The sequence below is a fragment of the Enterobacter sp. MGH 33 genome (genome assembly GCF_000534535.1).
Classification (GTDB): domain Bacteria; phylum Pseudomonadota; class Gammaproteobacteria; order Enterobacterales; family Enterobacteriaceae; genus Enterobacter; species Enterobacter hormaechei_C.
Genome location: NZ_KI973212.1, coordinates 432,643 through 449,477 on the forward strand (window position 1 = coordinate 432,643; position 16,835 = coordinate 449,477).

At 56.9% G+C, this 16,835-nt stretch carries 15 protein-coding genes and 4 tRNA genes; 14 read left to right on the plus strand and 5 right to left on the minus strand.

Features of this window, described 5'->3' with window-relative positions:
• Nucleotides 1–12: 12 nt before the first annotated feature.
• The 6 genes from wecG to L379_RS21745 all read left to right on the plus strand — a co-directional run bounded on the left by wecG (nucleotide 13) and on the right by L379_RS21745 (nucleotide 2,887).
• Nucleotides 13–753: a lipopolysaccharide N-acetylmannosaminouronosyltransferase gene (gene wecG, locus L379_RS21770; RefSeq protein WP_015570015.1), complete on the plus strand. Its 741-nt coding sequence runs from the start codon at nucleotides 13–15 to the stop codon at nucleotides 751–753.
• A gap of 197 nt (nucleotides 754–950) precedes the next feature.
• Complete coding sequence (locus L379_RS21765) at nucleotides 951–2,336, plus strand: bifunctional threonine/serine APC transporter ThrP (protein ID WP_032652142.1); 1,386 nt, start codon at nucleotides 951–953, stop codon at nucleotides 2,334–2,336.
• Between the two features lie 102 nt (nucleotides 2,337–2,438).
• Nucleotides 2,439–2,515, plus strand: a tRNA-Arg gene (locus L379_RS21760).
• A 67-nt stretch (nucleotides 2,516–2,582) separates the two neighbouring features.
• A tRNA-His gene (locus tag L379_RS21755) sits at nucleotides 2,583–2,658 on the plus strand.
• Nucleotides 2,659–2,679: 21 nt separating this feature from the next.
• Nucleotides 2,680–2,766, plus strand: a tRNA-Leu gene (locus tag L379_RS21750).
• Nucleotides 2,767–2,810: 44 nt separating this feature from the next.
• A tRNA-Pro gene (locus L379_RS21745) sits at nucleotides 2,811–2,887 on the plus strand.
• A 536-nt stretch (nucleotides 2,888–3,423) separates the two neighbouring features.
• On the opposite strand, the gene hemY is transcribed toward L379_RS21745, so the two are convergent.
• The 4 genes from hemY to hemC are packed head-to-tail and all read right to left on the minus strand — an operon-like array spanning nucleotide 3,424 to nucleotide 7,518.
• Complete coding sequence (gene hemY / locus L379_RS21740) at nucleotides 3,424–4,623, minus strand: protoheme IX biogenesis protein HemY (protein WP_032652145.1); 1,200 nt, start codon at nucleotides 4,621–4,623, stop codon at nucleotides 3,424–3,426.
• Between the two features lie 2 nt (nucleotides 4,624–4,625).
• A complete protein-coding gene (hemX, locus tag L379_RS21735) occupies nucleotides 4,626–5,819 on the minus strand; it encodes a uroporphyrinogen-III C-methyltransferase (protein ID WP_032652148.1) in 1,194 nt (397 codons plus the stop codon).
• 20 nt (nucleotides 5,820–5,839) lie between these two features.
• Nucleotides 5,840–6,580, minus strand: a complete 741-nt coding sequence (gene hemD, locus L379_RS21730) for a uroporphyrinogen-III synthase (RefSeq protein ID WP_017383593.1) — start codon at nucleotides 6,578–6,580, stop codon at nucleotides 5,840–5,842.
• Nucleotides 6,577–7,518 carry a hydroxymethylbilane synthase gene (hemC, locus tag L379_RS21725; protein WP_017383592.1) on the minus strand — a complete coding sequence of 314 codons (942 nt, stop codon included), beginning with the start codon at nucleotides 7,516–7,518 and terminating at the stop codon, nucleotides 6,577–6,579. Before hemC ends, hemD begins: the two co-directional genes overlap by 4 nt.
• Nucleotides 7,519–7,868: 350 nt before the next feature.
• Between hemC and cyaA the strand changes: the two genes are divergently transcribed.
• Nucleotides 7,869–10,412, plus strand: coding sequence for a class I adenylate cyclase (gene cyaA, locus L379_RS21720; protein ID WP_017383591.1), 2,544 nt, complete (start codon nucleotides 7,869–7,871; stop codon nucleotides 10,410–10,412).
• Nucleotides 10,413–10,503: 91 nt separating this feature from the next.
• Here cyaA and cyaY read toward each other — a convergent pair whose 3' ends face one another.
• Nucleotides 10,504–10,824 carry an iron donor protein CyaY gene (gene cyaY / locus L379_RS21715; RefSeq protein WP_003860816.1) on the minus strand — a complete coding sequence of 107 codons (321 nt, stop codon included), beginning with the start codon at nucleotides 10,822–10,824 and terminating at the stop codon, nucleotides 10,504–10,506.
• Between the two features lie 135 nt (nucleotides 10,825–10,959).
• Between cyaY and L379_RS21710 the strand changes: the two genes are divergently transcribed.
• The 7 genes from L379_RS21710 to ysgD all read left to right on the plus strand — a co-directional run bounded on the left by L379_RS21710 (nucleotide 10,960) and on the right by ysgD (nucleotide 16,790).
• Entirely contained in the window at nucleotides 10,960–11,163 is a 204-nt protein-coding gene (locus tag L379_RS21710; protein WP_003860815.1) for an LPS translocon maturation chaperone LptM, read from the plus strand.
• 35 nt (nucleotides 11,164–11,198) lie between these two features.
• Complete coding sequence (dapF, locus tag L379_RS21705; RefSeq protein ID WP_023295730.1) at nucleotides 11,199–12,023, plus strand: diaminopimelate epimerase; 825 nt, start codon at nucleotides 11,199–11,201, stop codon at nucleotides 12,021–12,023.
• Nucleotides 12,020–12,727: a DUF484 domain-containing protein gene (locus L379_RS21700; protein WP_015570007.1), complete on the plus strand. Its 708-nt coding sequence runs from the start codon at nucleotides 12,020–12,022 to the stop codon at nucleotides 12,725–12,727. The genes dapF and L379_RS21700 overlap by 4 nt, the downstream gene beginning before the upstream one ends.
• Complete coding sequence (gene xerC, locus L379_RS21695; RefSeq protein ID WP_015570006.1) at nucleotides 12,724–13,626, plus strand: tyrosine recombinase XerC; 903 nt, start codon at nucleotides 12,724–12,726, stop codon at nucleotides 13,624–13,626. The genes L379_RS21700 and xerC overlap by 4 nt, the downstream gene beginning before the upstream one ends.
• Nucleotides 13,626–14,342: a 5-amino-6-(5-phospho-D-ribitylamino)uracil phosphatase YigB gene (yigB, locus tag L379_RS21690; protein ID WP_017383587.1), complete on the plus strand. Its 717-nt coding sequence runs from the start codon at nucleotides 13,626–13,628 to the stop codon at nucleotides 14,340–14,342. The genes xerC and yigB overlap by 1 nt, the downstream gene beginning before the upstream one ends.
• A gap of 79 nt (nucleotides 14,343–14,421) precedes the next feature.
• The gene (gene uvrD, locus L379_RS21685; protein ID WP_032652150.1) at nucleotides 14,422–16,584 is read left to right on the plus strand and encodes a DNA helicase II; all 2,163 of its coding nucleotides are present in this window, start codon (nucleotides 14,422–14,424) and stop codon (nucleotides 16,582–16,584) included.
• Between the two features lie 149 nt (nucleotides 16,585–16,733).
• On the plus strand, nucleotides 16,734–16,790 hold the full coding sequence (gene ysgD / locus L379_RS26180) for a YsgD/CorL family protein (protein WP_212743980.1): 57 nt from the start codon (nucleotides 16,734–16,736) through the stop codon (nucleotides 16,788–16,790).
• Nucleotides 16,791–16,835 lie beyond the last annotated feature (45 nt).

A 16,835-nucleotide genomic window follows, 5' to 3' on the forward strand; every position in this document is an offset into this window, starting at 1 on the left:
GTAGGGATTATCATGACGGATACAACTTCAGCCCCGCGTTATGCGCTGCGTGGGCTACAGCTTATTGGCTGGCGTGACATGCAACACGCGCTGGATTTCCTGTTCGCGGACGGGCAGATGAAATCGGGCACGCTGGTGGCCATCAACGCAGAAAAAATGCTGGCGGTTGAAGATAATGCGGAAGTGAAAAGCCTGATTGAAGCCGCGGAGTTTAAATACGCCGACGGTATTAGCGTGGTGCGTTCAATTCGTAAAAAGTTTCCTGACGCTAATGTGTCTCGCGTGGCGGGTGCTGACCTTTGGGAGCGGCTTATGGAACGCGCAGGCGCTGAAGGCACGCCGGTATTTTTGATTGGCGGCAAACCAGAGGTGCTGGCGCAGACCGAACAAAAGCTGCGTAGCCAGTGGAATGTTAACATCGTGGGCAGCCAGGATGGCTATTTCAGGCCGGAAGATCGCCAGGCGTTATATGAGCGCGTGCGCGACAGCGGGGCGAAAATTGTCACTGTCGCCATGGGGTCGCCGCGGCAGGAAATTCTGATGCGCGATTGCCGTCTGGTCAGCCCGGATGCGCTCTATATGGGCGTTGGCGGCACCTACGACGTCTTTACCGGCCACGTTAAGCGGGCGCCCAAAGTCTGGCAAAACCTGGGGCTGGAGTGGCTCTACCGCCTGCTCTCTCAACCGACGCGTATCAAACGACAGATTCGTCTGCTGCGCTACCTCGCCTGGCACTACACCGGGAAAATGTAATCAATATGCAGCGCGATCTGCTGTTCGCGCTGCAACCCCCCCTGTAAAACTGCTGGATTTCTGTACAATGCATTCATTTTTTTAATGCATTGTTTGCCATTTGCCAGAATTTAAGAAACCATTCGCTCCGTATTTCAGTACCCCTCAAAACAATACCCGGCAATAAGTCGGGAAACAGCAAACACAACCGAGGATTTATGGCAGAGAAAAAACCGGAGCTTCAGCGTGGGCTGGAAGCTCGACATATTGAATTGATCGCGCTGGGCGGCACTATCGGCGTTGGCCTGTTTATGGGCTCGGCAAGCACGCTGAAATGGGCGGGGCCTTCCGTCCTGCTGGCGTATATTATTGCCGGGCTGTTCGTCTTCTTCATCATGCGCTCAATGGGCGAAATGTTGTTTCTGGAGCCGGTAACGGGCTCTTTCGCCGTTTACGCCCACCGTTATATGAGCCCGTTCTTTGGCTATCTCACGGCCTGGTCGTACTGGTTTATGTGGATGGCCGTCGGGATTTCGGAGATCACCGCCATCGGGGTCTACGTGCAGTTCTGGTTCCCGGAGATGGCCCAGTGGATACCCGCGCTCATCGCCGTAGGGCTTGTGGCGCTGGCGAACCTTGCCGCCGTTCGCCTTTACGGTGAAATCGAGTTCTGGTTTGCGATGATCAAAGTCACCACCATTATCGTGATGATTGTTGTGGGTCTGGGTGTCATCTTCTTTGGTTTCGGTAACGGCGGGCACGCGATTGGTTTCAGTAACCTGACCGGACACGGCGGCTTCTTTGCCGGCGGCTGGAAAGGCTTCCTGACCGCACTCTGTATCGTTGTCGCCTCTTATCAGGGCGTTGAGCTGATCGGCATTACCGCAGGTGAGGCGAAAAACCCGCAGGTCACGCTGCGTAGCGCGGTAGGCAAGGTGCTGTGGCGTATCCTGATTTTCTATGTGGGCGCGATCTTCGTTATCGTGACCATTTTCCCATGGAACGAGATCGGCACCACCGGCAGCCCGTTTGTCTTAACCTTCGCTAAGATTGGCATCACGGCGGCGGCCGCCATTATCAACTTTGTGGTGCTGACGGCGGCGCTCTCCGGCTGTAACAGCGGGATGTACAGCTGCGGGCGTATGCTTTACGCGCTCTCGCAAAACAAACAGCTGCCGGCGGTGATGGGTAAAGTCTCCCGCGTGGGTGTACCGGTGGCGGGCGTAGCGGTGTCGATTGTGATTCTGCTGATTGGCTCTTGCCTGAACTACATCATCCCGAATCCGCAGCGCGTGTTTGTTTACGTCTATAGCGCCAGCGTGCTGCCGGGAATGGTACCGTGGTTTGTCATTTTGATTAGCCAGCTGCGTTTCCGACAGGCGCACAAAAAAGCGATCGCCAGCCATCCGTTCCGCTCCATTCTGTTCCCGTATGCGAACTATTTGACGATGGCGTTCCTGATTTGCGTATTAATTGGAATGTACTTTAATGAAGATACCCGCATGTCGCTGTTTGTCGGGATGATCTTCCTGGCTGCCGTCACAGCTGCATATAAACTTTTTGGCCTGGGCCGCCGTGGCTCCGCCCATAAAGTGGAGGAATAAGCGGCAAAATGTGCAAACCATAACCAAACGCGCATTTTTTTCAAAAAAGCACTAGACAGCGGGGACGGAGGTACGTAATATCCAGCCCCGCAACGGCGCTAAGCGCCCGTAGCTCAGCTGGATAGAGCGCTGCCCTCCGGAGGCAGAGGTCTCAGGTTCGAATCCTGTCGGGCGCGCCATTTTAGTCCCGGCGCTAGAGCTGCGGTGGTCTGAGAAGTAGTCAGAACCGCGTGAAAGAATACAGTGGTGGCTATAGCTCAGTTGGTAGAGCCCTGGATTGTGATTCCAGTTGTCGTGGGTTCGAATCCCATTAGCCACCCCATTATTGAAAGAGTTGTGAATTGCGAAGGTGGCGGAATTGGTAGACGCGCTAGCTTCAGGTGTTAGTGTTCTTACGGACGTGGGGGTTCAAGTCCCCCCCCTCGCACCACGACTTTTAATGAGTTGAACTAAAAATTCAAAAAAGCAGTACATCGGCGAGTAGCGCAGCTTGGTAGCGCAACTGGTTTGGGACCAGTGGGTCGGAGGTTCGAATCCTCTCTCGCCGACCAATTTTGAACCCCGCTTCGGCGGGGTTTTTGTTTTCTGCGTTTTTTATCCTGTAGCCTTTCCCCGACAACACTCTATATCCTTGTCGCGATTCAGCGACATATAACCCGTTAATATTAAAGAATTTATTATTTTACCTCTTAACCTGTCTCCTGGTGACGACATATCGCCGCCTTCAGCGCGATGTTGTATGGCTTCAGGCGGTTCTTAACAGCATAATTTCCTTTTATCTTAAAATGTTGCGCGATGTAAAAGTTCTGCGTGTAAACCTGGCACATTACATGCAATAATATGCGTGTAGATGCTCATTCCATCTCTTATGTTCGCCTTAAGGCCTCATAAACTCAGGAATGACGCAGAGCCGTTTACGGTGCTTATCGTCCACTGACAGATGTCGCTTCGGCCTCATCAGACACCATGGACACAACGTTGAGTGAAGCACCAAATATGTTGTCTTACAGACCTGTTTTAACGCCTGCTTTTATAGCAGGCGTTTTTTTATGGGCGTAAAAAAGGAGGCCATCTGGCCTCCTGTTAATTACTGCTGCGTTCCGTTATTTTGCAACGTCAATAACAGCCCATCACGGCGCATAGCTGCGGCCTCTTCCGGCTTATGCTGCTTGTCCAGCGAATCAGCAAGCCAGGCGTAATCAAATGCGTCCGGACGTTGCTTCAGCGCGGCGCGGAAGGCGAGACTCGCCTCCTGCCACTCGCCGTGTTTCATCAGAGACTGGCCCAGCGTACTCCACAGCAGCGGACGATCGCCCACGGTTTTGATCTGCTGGCGCAGTGCTTTTTCAATTTGTTCCGGATTGTTGGTTTTCAGACGCGGGATGACCATCACCAGGCGGTCATCATACTGTCGCTTGAGACCGTCGAGGAGGATCTCCTGCGCGGTGTCATGGTCATCACACTCAATCAGATGTTCTGCCATCGCCACCTGAAGAGGAACCTGCTGGCGCGTTTTACGGCTCTGGTTTTTCCACCAGGTTTTCAGGCCGTCACTGCCGAGATCGGCGCGCGCCTGATCCATCAGGCCAATCCAGGCCAGACGCTGAAGTTCATCACGATGTTCATCATCGCCCACGTCGACTTTCGCCATGGAAGGGATAATGTCCAGCAGCGAGCCCCAGGCGCCGGTCCGAATATATGCCTGCTCAGCAAGACGCAGCACTTCCGGATGACGAGGGGTAATTTCCAGCAGACGGTCAACGCCGTGACGAGCGGCATGGTTTTCATTGCGCGCCAGTTGCAGACGAACGCGGGTGATCTCAACCGGAATCGGATCTTTAGTAGAGAGCTCAGACGCGCGTTCAAGATGCTGATTGGCGCGGGCCTCATCGCCTCGCTGTTGCGCCGCCTCAGCGGCCAGCAGATAGTTAACAACCGGCTGTTCTGCATGGTCGGCATTTTTCGACATCAGCTTTTCAACCTGCTGATAGTCGCCTTCGGCCAGCTTCAGCAACGCTTGCTCGGTCTGCTTGCGGGCGCGACGGCGCTTACGGCCAACGAACCAGCCGCGCGTATGTACGCCGGTACGGAAAATACGACGCAGGAGCCACTCCACGGCCAGCAGAACGACCACACCCAGGATCAGAATAATTACCAGCCCTGTTACGCTGGTTTCGATATTGTAGTTATCGGTCTGGATCAATACATAACCCTGGTGACCCGCGAGCATCGGCCCCAGTACAATCCCGGCGATCAGCAGGATGAAGAGTAAGAAGACTTTTAGCATCATTACTCTCCTTGCTGCGCGCTTTCAGGCGCTGGCGCGGCGGCAGGTGCTTCAGCCGGACGCTCTGCCGGAACGCCCGGCTGGGCCAGCAGGTTACGCACGCGCGTCTGCATGAGCTTCTCCAGAATCGGCTGGCTTTCCAGCTTGTCCGGCACGTTCATGGTGATGTTTTGCTGGCTCAGCTTGTCGATATCCTCAAGGAACGCGGTCGTGGTTGCGTCATTGGTATCGTAGTAAGCACGTACCCAGGTTGAAACGTTATCCAGCGCCTGTTTGTAGGTCTCTTCCTGGTGACGCGGTACGGCCTGGGCAGCCACCAGCAGGCGGGAGCGGATGTTTTCACGCAGATAGACGTCCTGGTTCGGCGCCAGCAGCGGCACGGCAGTTTCATCACGGCGGCGAATGGTAATAAAGCTGTCCATAAAGTTCTGCCAGCTCTTTTGCAGGTTGATACGCCATTCGCTCAGGGAGCTGGACAGCTCGGTGCCGTCAGAATCCATCGGGGAGTCATCGTCGTTGTTATCGGCCAGCTGAAGGTTATCAATCTGGTTGGAGAGCTGATTTACCTTAAGGATGATGCCATCGTAATCGACCTGAGAAACCGCGGACAGGCTGGCGATATCTTCCGTAATAGCGCGGCGAGCGTTGATGAGGCTCGGATCGTTCATGTCCGCCAGGCTTGCGTCGGCGCTTTTCAGCAGCGCGGCGGCGGTGGTGACATCCTGATCGCTCCAGAGCTTTCGCCCGGCCAGTTTCACCAGAAAATCGGCCTGTGAAAGTAGCCAGGTTTTGGCATCGGTTCCCGAAATTGTGGCGACTTTTTCCTGCACTTCGCTCAGCTGTTTGGTCAACTCTTCACGTTTGCTGTTCGCGTCGGCGAGGGCGGCAGCCTGCTGTTTGATCACGCCTTCCAGCTCAGCTTTTTGCGCCTCCTGCGCTTTCTGTAGGGCAGTGATTTGGTTAACCAGCGCGTCGCTGGTGGCCGTCTGGTTGGTGCCTTGTTTCTTCACCAGTCCGTAGAGTCCCACGCCTGCGGCCAGCGCAATCGCGATGGCAATCACGCTCAGCGTGAGGCTGGTTTTGTTGCTGCCGTTTTTCTTCTCAACGGTTGTGTCTGTCGTCTCTGGCTGTGACGTGGTGTCCACAGTCTCCCTGGTCTCTTCAACCACGGCGGAGGATTTTTCGTGTTCCGTCATTATGGCTTCCCATTTGAGAGTTATTGTAATGCGCGCAGCAGCGCATCGTTGTCGGCGTTTTCAGCGATCCGAATATCCTGCCAGCCCAGTTCCCGGGCGTGGTTCGCCAGACGCTCACTGACGACCAGAAGCCGACAGCGGAGTAACCAGTTTTCGCGATACCAAAGCGGAATCAGCGACCAAAGCTGTTGTAACATTTCACCGCTGGTGACCACCAGCGTATTAATACCGCGGGCGTGCCAGCGCATTGCTTCTTCCGCGCCATCATAGTGTTTCGCACAGCGCTGATAGCACTCCACAAACGTCACGTCTGCGCCGCGTTCGCGCAGCGTTTCGCCCAGCAGTTCGCGGCCACCGTTGCCGCGCAAAATGAGCGCGCGCTTTCCGGCAATGGTTTGTAATTCAGGTAATTGTAGCAAGACTTCGCTGATTTCCCGATCTAACGGGTAACGAACATCGATTCCGCTCGCGGTATGTAAGGCCAGCGCAGTGGTGCGCCCGATGGCGAAATAGCGGGGGGCGTGAGGCCAGCTAACGGCATGCTGTTGCAGCTGCGCATGGGCAAACTCCACGGCATGCTGCGACAGCGCAAAGAGCAGATCGCCTTCCTGCAAGAGACGCATCTGGTCAGCGAGCTCAGGCAGCTCGCGACCGGGGGAGAATTCAATCAGCGGAAAACTCCAGGCCACCTGCCCCAGTGCGCGCAGACGGCTCACTAACTGCTCTCCTGCGGGAGAAGGGCGGGTGACAAGTATGCTCATGCAGGGGGCTCTCCGTTATAGACCTCAGCCAGAATTTCACGCGCGCCGTTATTCAGCAGCTCTTCCGCCAGCGATACGCCAAGTGCCTCGGCATCTTGCGGCTTGCCGCGACGTTCACCGCGAACCATCTGTGAGCCGTCCGGCGCGCCAACCAGCGCACGCAACCACAGCTCACCGTCAGTTAATTCAGCATAGCTGCCAATTGGCACCTGACAGCCTCCTTCGAGGCGAGTATTCATCGCGCGCTCGGCTTTTACGCGAACGGCGGTATCGTCATGATTCAGCGGCGCGAGCAGTGCCTGAGTGCGCGCATCAACCAGACGACACTCAATGCCGACGGCACCCTGGCCGACGGCGGGCAGCGACAGCTCCGGCGGCAACGCGACGCGAATGCGTTCTTCCAGCCCCAGGCGTTTCAGGCCCGCAACCGCAAGAATAATGGCATCGTAGTCGCCGTTATCCAGCTTGCCAAGGCGTGTGCCGACGTTCCCGCGCAGCGAACGGATCACCAGATCCGGGCGACGTTCAGCCAGCTGACACTGGCGGCGTAAACTTGACGTGCCGACCACGCTGCCTGCCGGCAACGCATCGAGCGAGTCATAGCGATTAGAGACAAACGCATCGCGCGGATCCTCGCGCTCGCAGATGGTCACCAGCCCCAGCCCTTCCGGGAACTCAACGGGCACATCCTTCATCGAATGCACGGCGATATCGGCGCGGTTCTCAAGCAATGCCAGCTCCAGCTCTTTGACAAACAGACCTTTTCCGCCCACTTTGGCCAGCGGCGTATCCAGAATGACATCGCCACGCGTGACCATTGGCACCAGCTCAACGCGTAACCCGGTGTGGCAGGCTTCAAGGCGTTGCTTAACATAATGTGCCTGCCAGAGTGCAAGAGGACTTTGGCGTGTGGCAATTCTCAAAACATTGTCTAACATGCTTGTTACCGTCATTATCAATCGCTAACCATCCTAACATTGTTGACACTCGGATGGCAGTTTTACGGTTGATGAAGAGTGAGAGGGACAGGGCGGCGTACTCGTCAGCCATCGCCGTATTCAGGAATTTACACGTCAAGAACGGTGCTACACTTGTATGTAGCGCATCTTTCTTTACGGTCAACCGGCAAGGTGTTAAATTGATCACGTTTTAGACCATTTTTTCGTCTGTACCACCAGAAAAGCAAAAGGCGAAAAAAGGGTAACGGTTATTTTTTGAAATACTGCGGGTCCGCTGCTTTTTCTGTTCTGACTGGCGTGCGACACCCGGAAACATCAGGCGATACGTCTTGTACCTCTATATTGAGACTCTGAAACAGAGACTGGATGCCATCAATCAATTGCGTGTGGATCGCGCGCTTGCTGCCATGGGCCCTGCTTTCCAGCAGGTATACAGTCTACTGCCAACATTGTTGCACTATCACCATCCGCTGATGCCGGGTTACCTTGATGGTAACGTTCCCCAGGGCATTTGCCTCTTCACGCCTGATGAAACCCAACAGCATTACCTGACTGAACTTGAACTCTACCGTGGTATGCCGCCGCAGGATTCGCCGAAAGGCGAGCTGCCGATTACCGGGGTTTACTCCATGGGCAGCACGTCATCGGTTGGGCAAAGTTGCTCTTCTGACCTGGATATCTGGGTCTGCCATCAGTCCTGGCTCGACAATGAAGAGCGCCAGCTGTTGCAGCGTAAATGCAGCCTGCTGGAGAGCTGGGCGGCGTCGCTCGGCGTGGAAGTGAGCTTCTTCCTGATTGATGAAAACCGTTTCCGCCATAACGAAAGCGGCAGTCTGGGTGGTGAAGACTGCGGCTCGACTCAGCACATCCTGTTGCTGGATGAGTTTTACCGTACTGCCGTTCGCCTGGCCGGGAAACGTATTCTGTGGAATATGGTGCCGTGCGATGAAGAAGAGAATTATGACGACTACGTCATGTCGCTTTACTCGCAGGGCGTTCTGACGCCAAACGAGTGGCTGGATCTGGGCGGCCTGAGCTCCCTGTCCGCCGAAGAGTACTTTGGCGCAAGCCTCTGGCAGCTTTATAAGAGCATTGATTCACCGTACAAAGCGGTGCTGAAAACCCTGCTGCTGGAAGCCTACTCCTGGGAATACCCCACGCCGCGCCTGCTGGCGAAAGATATTAAACAGCGTCTGCACGACGGGGAGATCGTCTCCTACGGGCTTGATGCCTACTGCATGATGCTGGAACGCGTCACCGAATACCTGACAGCCATTGAGGACGCCACGCGTCTTGACCTGGTGCGTCGATGTTTCTATCTCAAAGTCTGTGAAAAACTGAGCCGCGAACGCGCCTGCGTGGGCTGGCGTCGTGAAGTCGTCAGCCAGTTAGTCAAAGAGTGGGGATGGGACGAAGAGCGTCTCGCCATGCTCGACAACCGCGCCAACTGGAAGATCGATCAGGTGCGTGAGGCGCACAACGAACTGCTTGATGCGATGATGCAGAGCTACCGCAACCTGATCCGCTTTGCCCGCCGTAACAACCTTAGCGTTTCTGCCAGCCCACAGGATATCGGGGTGCTGACCCGCAAACTGTACGCCGCGTTTGAAGCGTTGCCGGGCAAGGTAACGCTGGTTAACCCACAGATTTCGCCTGACCTGTCTGAACCGAATCTGACCTTTATCTACGTACCGCCGGGCCGCGCGAACCGCACCGGGTGGTATCTGTACAACCGTGCGCCAAGCATGGATTCGATCATCAGCCATCAGCCGCTGGAGTATAACCGCTACCTGAACAAGCTGGTGGCCTGGGCCTGGTTTAACGGCCTTCTCACTTCACGTACCCGGTTGTTTATCAAAGGCAACGAGGTGGTCGATTTAGCCAAGTTGCAGGAGATGGTGGCGGATGTCTCGCACCACTTCCCGCTGCGTCTGCCTGCGCCGACGCCAAAAGCGCTCTACAGCCCGTGTGAGATTCGCCATCTGGCGATCATCGTCAACCTGGAATACGACCCGACGGCGGCCTTCCGCAATCAGGTGGTTCACTTTGACTTCCGCAAGCTGGACGTCTTTAGCTTTGGCGAGCAGCAAAACTGCCTGGTGGGCAGCGTGGATCTGCTGTACCGCAACTCGTGGAACGAAGTGCGTACCCTGCACTTTAACGGCGAGCAGGCGATGATCGAGGCGCTGAAAACGATCCTCGGCAAGATGCACCAGGACGCCGCGCCGCCGGACAGCGTGGAGGTGTTCTGCTACAGTCAGCACCTGCGCGGCCTGATTCGTACCCGCGTTCAGCAACTGGTGTCTGAGTGCATCGAACTGCGTCTCTCCAGCACCCGACAGGAAACCGGGCGCTTTAAAGCGTTGCGCGTCTCCGGCCAGACCTGGGGGCTGTTCTTTGAGCGCCTGAACGTGTCGGTGCAGAAGCTGGAGAACGCCATTGAATTCTACGGCGCGATTTCACACAACAAACTGCATGGCCTGTCGGTTCAGGTGGAAACCAATCACGTTAAGCTGCCGCAGGTGGTGGATGGCTTTGCGAGTGAAGGGATTATTCAGTTCTTCTTCGAAGAGTCGGGCGATAACGCCGGGTTTAACATCTACATTCTGGATGAAACCAACCGTGCCGAGGTGTATCACCACTGTGAAGGCAGCAAAGAGGAGCTGGTGCGCGACGTCAGCCGCTTCTATTCGTCCTCGCACGATCGCTTTACCTACGGCTCAAGCTTTATCAACTTCAACCTGCCGCAGTTCTACCAGATTGTGAATGTGGATGGGCGAGCGCAGGTGATCCCGTTCCGTACGCAGGCGATTACCCCTGCGGCGCCCGCTAACCAGGAAACTGCGCCGCTGTTGCAGCAGTATTTTTCCTGAGGCTTTTCGCCGGGTGGCGCTATCGCTTACCCGGCCTACGGTTTGAGTCGTTGTAGGCCCGGTAAGGCGTAGCCGTCACCGGGCAACGCAACTATCTGAAACTTACGTCCTCGCCCGCCTGCGCCGTCGCCGCCTGCTCCAGCAGATCCCAGAACGTTTCGCCGCTGCGATCGCAGACCCACTCGTCACCTTTCAGATCAAAGTGATAGCCGCCCTGTTTCGCCGCCAGCCACACCTGGTGAAGCGGCTCCTGACGGTTAATAATAATCTTGCTGCCGTTTTCGAAGCTTAAGGTCAGGATCCCGCCGTTGATTTCACAATCGATATCGCTGTCGCCGTCCCAGTCGTCGATACGCTCTTCGATGGTCATCCACAGGGTATCGGCAAGGCGATGAAATTCACTGTCGTTCATGGTTTTATTCCTGTTTTTCGTGATGGCGGCAGTATAACGCTAAATAATTCCCGTTGCAGGAAAGCGGCAAACTCTTGCTTTTGTGTCTTCTCCTGCGATGATAGAAACAGATTTGAACTTACGGGCAACCTCTACATGAAAAACGTCTTCCGAACGCTTGTCGTTCTTGTCACTCTGTTTAGCCTGACCGGCTGTGGACTGAAGGGACCACTGTACTTCCCGCCAGAGGATAAAAACGCACCACCGCCGACAAAACCGGTGCAAAGTGGTATCGAGTCATCTACGCCGGATACCAACGATCGCGGCAATAACGGCGGCCCGACTCAGGTCAATCTCTGACAATTACGTTCTGTACCCGCGCAATGGAGCAAATGATGCAGTTCTCTAAAATGCATGGCCTTGGCAACGACTTTATGGTCGTCGACGCGGTAACGCAGAATGTCTTTTTCTCCCCGGAATTGATCCGTCGCCTGGCGGATCGACACATGGGCGTGGGGTTTGACCAGCTGCTGGTGGTGGAGCCGCCTTACGATCCTGACCTGGACTTTCACTACCGCATTTTTAACGCCGACGGCAGCGAAGTTTCCCAGTGCGGCAACGGCGCGCGCTGTTTTGCCCGCTTTGTTCGGCTGAAAGGGCTGACCAACAAGCGCGATATCCGCGTCAGCACCGCCAACGGCCGGATGGTGCTCAGCGTCACCGACGACGAACTGGTGCGCGTGAACATGGGCGAGCCAAACTTCGACCCCTCTGCCGTGCCGTTTCGCGCCAACAAAGCGGAAAAGACCTATATTATGCGTGCCGCCGAGCAGACAGTATTGTGCGGCGTCGTCTCAATGGGTAACCCGCACTGCGTGATTCAGGTGGATGATGTGCAAACCGCGGCGGTTGAAACGCTCGGCCCGGTGCTGGAAAGCCACGAGCGCTTCCCGGAGCGGGCGAACATCGGTTTTATGCAGGTGGTGAAGCGTGAACACATTCGCCTGCGGGTTTACGAGCGCGGCGCGGGCGAAACCCAGGCCTGCGGAAGCGGTGCCTGTGCGGCGGTGGCCGTCGGTATCTCACAGGGGTTACTGGCAGAAGAGGTTCGCGTGGAATTACCGGGCGGACGTCTTGATATCGCCTGGAAAGGAGCGGGTCATCCACTGTACATGACTGGCCCGGCGACACATGTTTATGACGGGTTTATCCATCTATGAAGCAACCAGGGGAAGAACTGCGGGAACCTGTATCAGAGCTGGACGACAGCGCTGTTGTGGATTACCTGCTGCACAATCCTGAGTTTTTTATCCGCAATGCACGCGTCGTCGAACGGATGCGCGTGCCGCATCCGGTTCGCGAGACCGTGTCGCTGGTTGAATGGCACATGGCGCGCTCGCGCAACCACATCAATCAGCTCGAAGAGAACATGACGCTGCTGATGGAGCAGGCCAGCAATAACGAAAGCCTGTTCTACCGTCTACTACACCTTCAGGCGCGTCTGGCTTCCGCACACAGTCTCGAAGAGTTCCTCAACCGCTTCCACCGCTGGGCGCGCGAGCTGGGGCTGGCAGGCGCGACGATCCGTCTCTTCCCTGACCGCTGGCGCATTGGCGCGCCGTCCGGGTTTACCCATCTGGCGCTGAGCCGTCAGGCGTTCGAACCGCTGCGCATTCAGCGTCTGGGCCATGAGCACCACTATCTGGGGCCGCTTAACGGGCCAGAACTGCTGGTGGTGCTGCCGGAAGCCAAAGCTATCGGCTCGGTGGCGATGTCGCTGATGGGGCGCGATGGTGACCTGGGCGTGATGTTATTTACCAGCCGCGACGCGCATCATTATGAACAGGGGCAGGGCACGCAACTGTTGCAGGAGATCGCCCTGATGCTGCCTGAGCTGCTGGAGCGCTGGATTGAGCGCGTATGACGGACGGACTGCTCGCTACTGACGTCAACCGCTTTCTGCGCTATCTGGGCGTGGAACGCCAGCTCAGCCCTATTACGCTGCTCAACTATCAGCGTCAGCTTGATGCCATCATGCAGATTGCCGATGAAATCGGCCTGAAAAGCTGGCAACAATGTGACGCCGCCACGGTACGCGGGTTCGTCGTGCGTAGCCGTAAAAAAAATCTCAGCCCGGCGAGCCTGGCGCTCCGGCTCTCTGCCCTGCGCAGTTTCTTCGACTGGCTGGTCAGTCAGGGCGGTCTGAAAGCCAACCCGGCAAAAGGGATCGCCACGCCGAAAGCCCCGCGTCATCTGCCGAAAAATATCGACGTCGACGACGTAAACCGCCTGCTGGATATCGATCTTAACGATCCGCTGGCCGTGCGCGACCGCGCGATGCTGGAGGTGATGTACGGCGCGGGCCTGCGTCTCTCTGAGCTGGTGAACCTCGACTTAAAGCACCTCGATCTGGAATCCGGCGAGGTGTGGGTAATGGGCAAGGGCAGCAAAGAGCGCCGCCTGCCGATCGGCCGCAATGCGGTCTCCTGGATTGAGCACTGGCTGGACCTTCGCGGGCTGTTTGGCGCCGACGAAGATGCGCTGTTCCTGTCGAAACTCGGCAAGCGGATCTCGGCGCGTAACGTGCAGAAGCGCTTTGCGGAGTGGGGCATTAAGCAGGGGCTGAACAGCCACGTTCACCCCCACAAGCTGCGCCACTCCTTTGCGACGCACATGCTGGAATCAAGCGGCGACCTGCGCGGCGTACAGGAGCTGCTTGGTCACGCGAATCTGTCGACCACCCAAATCTATACCCACTTAGACTTCCAACACCTTGCCTCGGTGTATGACGCGGCGCATCCACGCGCCAAACGGGGGAAATAATGCGTTTTTACCGCCCACTCGGTCAGATATCAGCCCTGACGTTTGACCTTGATGACACTCTTTACGATAACCGCCCGGTGATCCTGCGTACCGAGCAGGAGTCGCTGGCGTTTGTGCAGAACTACCATCCTGCGCTGAAAGCGATGCAGAACAAAGACTTCCAGCAGCTGCGTCAGTCCCTGCGGGAAACCGAACCGGAGATTTACCACGACGTGACCGAATGGCGCCGCCGTGCGGTTGAGCAGGCGATGCTCAACGCCGGCCTGAGCGCGCAGGATGCGGCCACGGGGGCCGAAGCGGCCATGGAAAACTTCGCCAAATGGCGCAGTCGGATCGACGTGCCGCAGGAGACCCACGACACGCTGGCGAAGCTCGCCGAAAAGTGGCCGCTGGTGGCCATCACCAACGGCAACGCTCAGCCTGAACTGTTTGGTCTGGGGAACTATTTTCAGTTCGTGCTGCGCGCGGGCCCGCACGGACGCTCGAAGCCGTTCAACGATATGTATCATCTGGCAGCGGAAAAACTGGATTTGCCGCTCGGTGAGATCCTGCACGTGGGCGACGACCTGACCACGGACGTCGCCGGGGCGATCCGCTGCGGCATGCAGGCCTGCTGGATCAAGCCGGAAAATGCCGATCTGATGACTACCCCGGATAGCCGTCTTCTGCCGCACGTGGAAATTTCACGGTTGGCATCCCTCACGACGCTGATATAATCATCAATTGTTCTGTATAAATTAACAGGGTTTTGGCGAATGGAAACATTTGCCTGCCCGACATGACGTGACGGTGCCAATGGACGTTTCTTACCTGCTCGACAGCCTTAATGATAAACAGCGTGACGCGGTTGCCGCCTCGCGTACAAACCTGCTGGTACTGGCTGGAGCGGGCAGTGGTAAGACGCGCGTGCTGGTTCACCGTATCGCCTGGCTACAGAGCGTGGAGAACTGCTCGCCGTACTCGATTATGGCCGTGACGTTCACCAACAAGGCGGCGGCGGAGATGCGCCACCGTATCGCGCAGCTGATGGGCACCAGCCAGGGCGGCATGTGGGTTGGCACCTTCCACGGCCTGGCGCACCGTCTGCTGCGCGCGCACCATATGGACGCTAACCTGCCGCAGGATTTCCAGATCCTCGACAGCGAAGATCAGCTGCGCTTGCTGAAACGCCTGATCAAGGCGATGAACCTCGATGAGAAGCAGTGGCCGCCGCGTCAGGCGATGTGGTACATCAACGGTCAGAAAGACGAAGGGCTGCGTCCGCATCATATCCAGAGCTTCGGTAACCCGGTCGAGCAGACCTGGCAGAACGTCTACAAGGCCTATCAGGAAGCGTGCGATCGCGCCGGTCTGGTGGATTTCGCCGAGCTGCTGCTGCGCGCCCACGAGCTGTGGCTGAACAAACCGCATATCATGCAACACTACCGTGAACGCTTTACCAACATCCTGGTGGACGAATTCCAGGATACCAACAACATCCAGTACGCCTGGATCCGCCTGCTGGCCGGGGATACCGGCAAGGTGATGATCGTAGGCGATGACGACCAGTCTATCTACGGCTGGCGCGGCGCGCAGGTGGAGAACATCCAGCGCTTCCTCAACGATTTCCCCGGCGCGCAAACCATCCGTCTGGAGCAGAACTACCGTTCTACCAGCAACATTCTGAGCGCGGCCAACGCCCTGATTGAGAACAACAACGGGCGCCTGGGTAAAAAGCTGTGGACCGATGGCGTCGACGGCGAACCGATTTCGATTTACTGCGCCTTCAACGAGCTCGACGAAGCCCGCTTCGTGGTGAACCGCATTAAAACCTGGCAGGAGAACGGCGGCGCGCTGGAGCAGTGTGCCATTCTCTATCGCAGCAACGCCCAGTCGCGCGTGCTGGAAGAGGCGCTGTTGCAGGTGAGCATGCCGTACCGCATTTATGGCGGTATGCGCTTCTTCGAACGTCAGGAGATCAAAGATGCGCTCTCGTATTTGCGTCTGATTGCCAACCGTAACGACGATGCGGCGTTTGAGCGCGTGGTGAACACGCCGACGCGCGGCATCGGCGATCGTACGCTGGACGTGGTGCGTCAGGCCTCGCGCGATCGTCAGCTCACGTTGTGGCAGGCGTGCCGCGAGCTGTTACAGGAAAAAGCCCTTGCCGGGCGCGCCGCCAGCGCATTGCAGCGCTTCCTGGAGTTAATCGACGCGCTGGCGCAGGAAACGGCCGACATGCCGCTGCACGTCCAGACCGACCGAGTGATCAAAGATTCCGGCTTGCGCACCATGTACGAGCAGGAAAAAGGCGAGAAGGGCCAGACCCGTATTGAGAACTTAGAGGAACTGGTGACGGCAACGCGCCAGTTCAGCTACAACGAAGAAGACGAAGACCTGATGCCGTTGCAGGCATTCCTCTCTCACGCCGCGCTGGAGGCGGGTGAAGGGCAGGCCGATACCTGGCAGGATGCGGTTCAGCTGATGACCCTGCACTCCGCAAAAGGTCTGGAGTTCCCGCAGGTGTTCATCGTCGGGATGGAAGAGGGGATGTTCCCGAGCCAGATGTCGCTGGATGAAGGCGGGCGTCTGGAAGAGGAGCGTCGTCTGGCCTACGTGGGCGTGACCCGTGCGATGCAGAAACTGACCCTGACCTACGCGGAAACCCGCCGCCTGTACGGGAAAGAGGTGTATCACCGTCCGTCGCGCTTTATCGGCGAACTGCCGGAAGAGTGTGTGGAAGAGGTGCGCCTGCGCGCCAGCATCAGCCGTCCGGTCAGCCATCAGCGTATGGGCTCGCCGATCTCTGAAACCGACACCGGTTACAAGCTGGGCCAGCGCGTGCGCCACTCGAAGTTTGGCGAAGGCACCATCGTCAACCTGGAAGGCAGCGGCGAGCACAGCCGTTTGCAGGTAGCGTTCCAGGGGCAGGGGATCAAATGGCTGGTGGCAGCCTATGCCAAGCTGGAAAGTGTGTAACTTTCAGAAAAATATCACTATTTTGTAATAATCTGCTAGCCTTATACGTTGAAGGTCAATTAATGCCCTTCAGCGTTCCGTTGCGTGTTGACGCCACAGTTATTGCTGGCGTAACATGCGCGCACGATTACGCTAAGAGGACATTCGCCTTGGACACACCCAGTAGATACTGGCTCAATTCCCTGTCATCCAGGAACAACTCCTAAGGCTATCTCCTCTTGCTGATGGCCTTAGTGGTTGTCAGCGACTGC

What these genes read in the sequence shown, in the direction of transcription:
- wecG (WP_015570015.1), top strand. Translation starts at nt 13, where the DNA reads ATGACGGATACAACTTCAGCCCCGCGTTATGCGCTGCGTGGGCTACAG.
- L379_RS21765 (WP_032652142.1), top strand. Translation starts at nt 951, where the DNA reads ATGGCAGAGAAAAAACCGGAGCTTCAGCGTGGGCTGGAAGCTCGACAT.
- hemY (WP_032652145.1), bottom strand. Translation starts at nt 4,623, where the DNA reads ATGCTAAAAGTCTTCTTACTCTTCATCCTGCTGATCGCCGGGATTGTA.
- hemX (WP_032652148.1), bottom strand. Translation starts at nt 5,819, where the DNA reads ATGACGGAACACGAAAAATCCTCCGCCGTGGTTGAAGAGACCAGGGAG.
- hemD (WP_017383593.1), bottom strand. Translation starts at nt 6,580, where the DNA reads ATGAGCATACTTGTCACCCGCCCTTCTCCCGCAGGAGAGCAGTTAGTG.
- hemC (WP_017383592.1), bottom strand. Translation starts at nt 7,518, where the DNA reads ATGTTAGACAATGTTTTGAGAATTGCCACACGCCAAAGTCCTCTTGCA.
- cyaY (WP_003860816.1), bottom strand. Translation starts at nt 10,824, where the DNA reads ATGAACGACAGTGAATTTCATCGCCTTGCCGATACCCTGTGGATGACC.
- L379_RS21710 (WP_003860815.1), top strand. Translation starts at nt 10,960, where the DNA reads ATGAAAAACGTCTTCCGAACGCTTGTCGTTCTTGTCACTCTGTTTAGC.
- dapF (WP_023295730.1), top strand. Translation starts at nt 11,199, where the DNA reads ATGCAGTTCTCTAAAATGCATGGCCTTGGCAACGACTTTATGGTCGTC.
- L379_RS21700 (WP_015570007.1), top strand. Translation starts at nt 12,020, where the DNA reads ATGAAGCAACCAGGGGAAGAACTGCGGGAACCTGTATCAGAGCTGGAC.
- xerC (WP_015570006.1), top strand. Translation starts at nt 12,724, where the DNA reads ATGACGGACGGACTGCTCGCTACTGACGTCAACCGCTTTCTGCGCTAT.
- yigB (WP_017383587.1), top strand. Translation starts at nt 13,626, where the DNA reads ATGCGTTTTTACCGCCCACTCGGTCAGATATCAGCCCTGACGTTTGAC.
- uvrD (WP_032652150.1), top strand. Translation starts at nt 14,422, where the DNA reads ATGGACGTTTCTTACCTGCTCGACAGCCTTAATGATAAACAGCGTGAC.